Origin of the sequence: Novimethylophilus sp., from assembly GCF_036504375.1 — a bacterium.
In the GTDB taxonomy this organism is placed as follows: domain Bacteria; phylum Pseudomonadota; class Gammaproteobacteria; order Burkholderiales; family Methylophilaceae; genus Novimethylophilus.
Genome location: NZ_DASXVH010000071.1, coordinates 1 through 3,631, shown reverse-complemented (window position 1 = coordinate 3,631; position 3,631 = coordinate 1). Strand labels below are relative to the sequence as shown.

At 56.5% G+C, this 3,631-nt stretch carries 3 protein-coding genes and 1 pseudogene; 3 read left to right on the top strand and 1 reads right to left on the bottom strand.

Going from position 1 to position 3,631, the window contains the following annotated elements; genetic code table 11:
• From VGK14_RS10755 to VGK14_RS10745, 3 genes are all read left to right on the top strand, one after another.
• Positions 1–835, top strand: an 835-nt coding sequence (locus tag VGK14_RS10755; RefSeq protein ID WP_331509088.1) for a glycosyltransferase, incomplete at its 5' end; no start/stop codon positions are given.
• Positions 828–1,709: a glycosyltransferase family 2 protein gene (locus VGK14_RS10750; protein ID WP_331509087.1), complete on the top strand. Its 882-nt coding sequence runs from the start codon at positions 828–830 to the stop codon at positions 1,707–1,709. The genes VGK14_RS10755 and VGK14_RS10750, both read left to right, overlap by 8 nt.
• Positions 1,690–2,706 carry a glycosyltransferase family 4 protein gene (locus tag VGK14_RS10745; protein WP_331509086.1) on the top strand — a complete coding sequence of 339 codons (1,017 nt, stop codon included), beginning with the start codon at positions 1,690–1,692 and terminating at the stop codon, positions 2,704–2,706. The genes VGK14_RS10750 and VGK14_RS10745 overlap by 20 nt, the downstream gene beginning before the upstream one ends.
• Before the next feature lie 205 nt (positions 2,707–2,911).
• Here VGK14_RS10745 and VGK14_RS10740 read toward each other — a convergent pair.
• A pseudogene (locus tag VGK14_RS10740) lies at positions 2,912–3,631 on the bottom strand (integrase core domain-containing protein); the annotation flags it as partial.

Sequence of the window (3,631 nt, the reverse complement as noted above, 5' to 3'; positions counted from 1 at the left end):
CGCCAGCCTGCTGGTAAAGAAAATGCCGCCGATGATGTGTACATCGCACGGGGGGGATATTCTTGGTTTGAATGGCGGGCCGTTGAACAGGCTCAAGCGTTGGACCATCCGGCGAACGCAGATGCTGACTATCGTCAGCCATGCCATGCGGGATCAGGCGCTGGCGCTGGGTATTGCCCCGGAGGCATTGGCAGTCATCCCGATGGGAGTGGATACCGAAACGATGTTTGCGCCTCGGCCTGACGTGAGACGCACGGAACTTGCATTGCTGTTTGTCGGACGGCTGGTCGAGAAGAAAGGCGCAGCTTATCTGCTGGTAGCCTTGCCGATGATCTTGGCTCGGTATCCGGAGGTTCGGCTCGACATTGTCGGGAGCGGGGCTGAGGAATCCAGCCTGCGGGATCTGGTGGAAAACCTCGGCATCGGTCATGCGGTGCATTTTCATGGCGCGCTCGATAATGCAGCTATTCCAGCCTTCTGTCTCCGGGCAAGTATGCTGATCATGCCGTCGCTAACGACTGTACAAGGGGACCAGGAAGGACTTGGTTTGGTGCTGGTTGAGGCTTTGGCTTGCGAGTGCCCGGTGATTGCGTCAAGTTTGCCGGCCATTCGGGATGTGGTTATCCACCAGCGCACTGGCTGGTTGGTGCCGGAAAGAAACGCCATTGCGATTGCCGATGCTGTGATTAAACTGTTGGGTAACCCCGGGCTGCGCAGGAACCTGGCCGTGGAAGGGCGTAGCCACGTTAAAGCTAATTTTGATTGGATTGGCGTTGCCGCACGATACGGCGCCTTGATTCAAGCATTAAGCCAATCACCCGCCTATCATGAATAGTTGCGCGATTGTTCTCAACTACCGTAATGCAGAGCGCACCGAGGCATGTCTGCGGTCGCTCGTCGGGCAGGGTATAGGGGCGGTGCTGGTGGTGGATAACTCGGCCGATGTCCGGGCGGCCGGCGAACTAGGCGCTGCAATACAACGCCTGCAAGAGAACCTGGCCGATTTCGATTTGCATGTACTTACTCCTGCCGGCAATCTCGGCTTCGCGCGTGGTGTCAATGCTGCGCTGGAGGACGAGCGCGCCAAAGCTTATGACATTTTTCTGCTCATCAATAACGATGCGACCGCAGCGCCCGGCATGGCCGGCAAGCTGAAAGCGGCCATGGGCGATCATCATGCGGCCATTGCGTTACCCAGCGTGAGGTCAGCCGATGGTTTGCCACAGCCGACATTGTGGTATCAGCGCTACTCCGGCCTGATGACGGCGCAGCCGTTGCCCGGTTCGTTCATGTTTCCGAGCGGTTGCTGCTTGATGTTTGGCACGGCATCGCTAACGGCAGGAAAATTGTTCGACGAGGATTTTTTCATGTACGGCGAAGATGTTCTGCTCGGCTGGCAATTGATGCATATGGGGAAAGCGGCGTATCAGGTCGGCGAAGCGGTCGTATATCATGCCGGAAGCGCCTCATCAGGAAAAAACGGCTTGTTTTACGAATATCACACTGCCAGAGCGCACATCCTGCTGGCGCTGAAAACGTGGCATTACCGGTTGGAAATTCCGCTGCTGTTGATGGCCAAGAGCAGCGGGATGTTGCTGCGCGCAGTATGGCGCAGCCTGCGATGGAGAAGCGCTACCCCGGTGCTGGCCTTTCTGCTGGCCTGGCTGCCATTGAATATCCGCCCCGATCATGGAAAACGGCCGGATTAAAGTCTGGCTGCCCGCCATTCGGGCCGGCTCCGGAGCGGACGTATTTACCCGGCGGCTTGCGCAGGCGCTGGAACGGCATGACATCGTGGCGCATATCACCTGGTTCACCAAATATGACGAACTGATGCCGTTGCGCTTGATGCAGGCTGTTCCTCCTCCCGGCACGGACATCGTGCTTGCCAATAGCTGGAGTGGGTATGCCTTCAAGCGTGCTAGGTTGCCCCTGATTGTCACCGTGCATCACGCGATCTTCGAGCCTGAACTCGATGTTTACAAAAGCTGTGGGCAAAGGCTTTATCACCGTTATGTTGCCGAGCCACGAGAGTTGCGCTCACTACGTGCTGCAGATGCCGTTACCGCCGTCAGCGCTTATGTCGCCGACCGTATCCGGGCAAGGTATGGTATCGAGGAGATTGAAGTCATTTACAACTGGGTGGATACCGACAAATTTTGTCCGGCGCAACAACTCGACCGGGAACAAGGGATGTTCCGCCTGCTATTCGTTGGTAAAACCACGCGGCTCAAGGGCGCCGATTTGCTTGCGCCCATCATGCGCATGCTGGGTCCGGATTTCGAGTTGCGTGTGACGGCTACCGAGGAGGAATGCCGCCTGCTGAATTTTCCATCCAACGTGTATCCGGTTGGCAGGCTATCCGAAGACAGCTTGATCCGCGCCTATCAGGAATGTGACTCGGTACTATTGCCTTCGCGCGCCGAAGGTTTTGGCTATGCAGCATTGGAGGCCATGGCATGCGGCAAACCGGTCATTGCCAGCAATAATACGGCACTGCCGGAAATCGTCGCAGATGGCTTCACCGGCATCCTTTGTAATATAAACGATGTTGAGGCTTTCGCAGTTGCTTGCAGGTTGCTTGCTGACGATTCTAGGCTTTTATCAATGGGTAGCGCGGGGCGTAAGTGTGCTGTGCAACAATTTTCATGGTCAACGGTAGCCGCTAATTATTGTACGTTGATTCAGCGGCTTGTTGTGTATTAGCGCAAACACAGGAAAAAGACGGTAAGCGTTGATCTGGCAAAAAGCCTCGCAGCTGAATGTGAGTGACCAATTTTGATAATGAGTTTGAGTCGCGGCAGGTATCGTTCCGAGGCAATCGACCGCGTACCCTGGTCCATCTTTCTTTACATTGGCGTGTATAGGCTGGAGAGATGGCTGACACCTGTGCGAAGACATGGTGGACACGTTAGCTTGCCGCAGACGTCGAGTTAAGGTCAATGGTGAAGCAGCGATGATGGGCAAAGAATACGTCGAAGACCCCATCTTCCCTAGGACGCGGGCGGATCGCGACGTCGTGCCCGTGCAGGGCGCTTGATACCTTGAACTTGTGTCCCAGGAAGCGAAGTTCTCCGTTCCACTTCACCCTGACGATTTGGTCATCCAGGCCGTATTCAAGCGCTGGCAGAGCCTCTGGAAAGGCTCGGGGACTAGGCTGATAACGGCCGGGGTCTGCATTTGAATGGCCTCATGCGGCCGCTCGTGGTTGTAGACACGGCGCCAGCGGTCAAAAGCGGACTGGGCATGTTCAAGATCGTCAAAGCTCCGACCATTGAGGACTTCGGCCTTGGGCGAACGATGGAACCGCTCTTCCTTGCCGTTGGTTTGCGGATGATAGGGACGACTATGGCTGATGCGGATGCCCAGGCGAATCAACCACAACCCCAACCCGGTCACCTGTCCCGGCTGGCCCGGCGATCCCCAGGGAGCACCGTTATCGAAGTTCATCCGGGCAGGCAGCCCATAACGACGGAAGGTGGCTTCCAGATGGGCCTGCACAGTATCTGATCGGGTGTTGTCACAGGCTTGCAGCACCAAGCTGAAACGCGAGTGATCATCAAGCACCGTCAGGGGAGAACAGCGGCCGTGAAGGGTGTCAAAGTAGCCCTTGAAATCGGCTTGCCAGAGC

Bases quoted from the DNA above. Each gene is read 5' to 3' on its own strand.
- VGK14_RS10750 (WP_331509087.1), top strand. From the start codon at position 828: ATGAATAGTTGCGCGATTGTTCTCAACTACCGTAATGCAGAGCGCACC.
- VGK14_RS10745 (WP_331509086.1), top strand. From the start codon at position 1,690: ATGGAAAACGGCCGGATTAAAGTCTGGCTGCCCGCCATTCGGGCCGGC.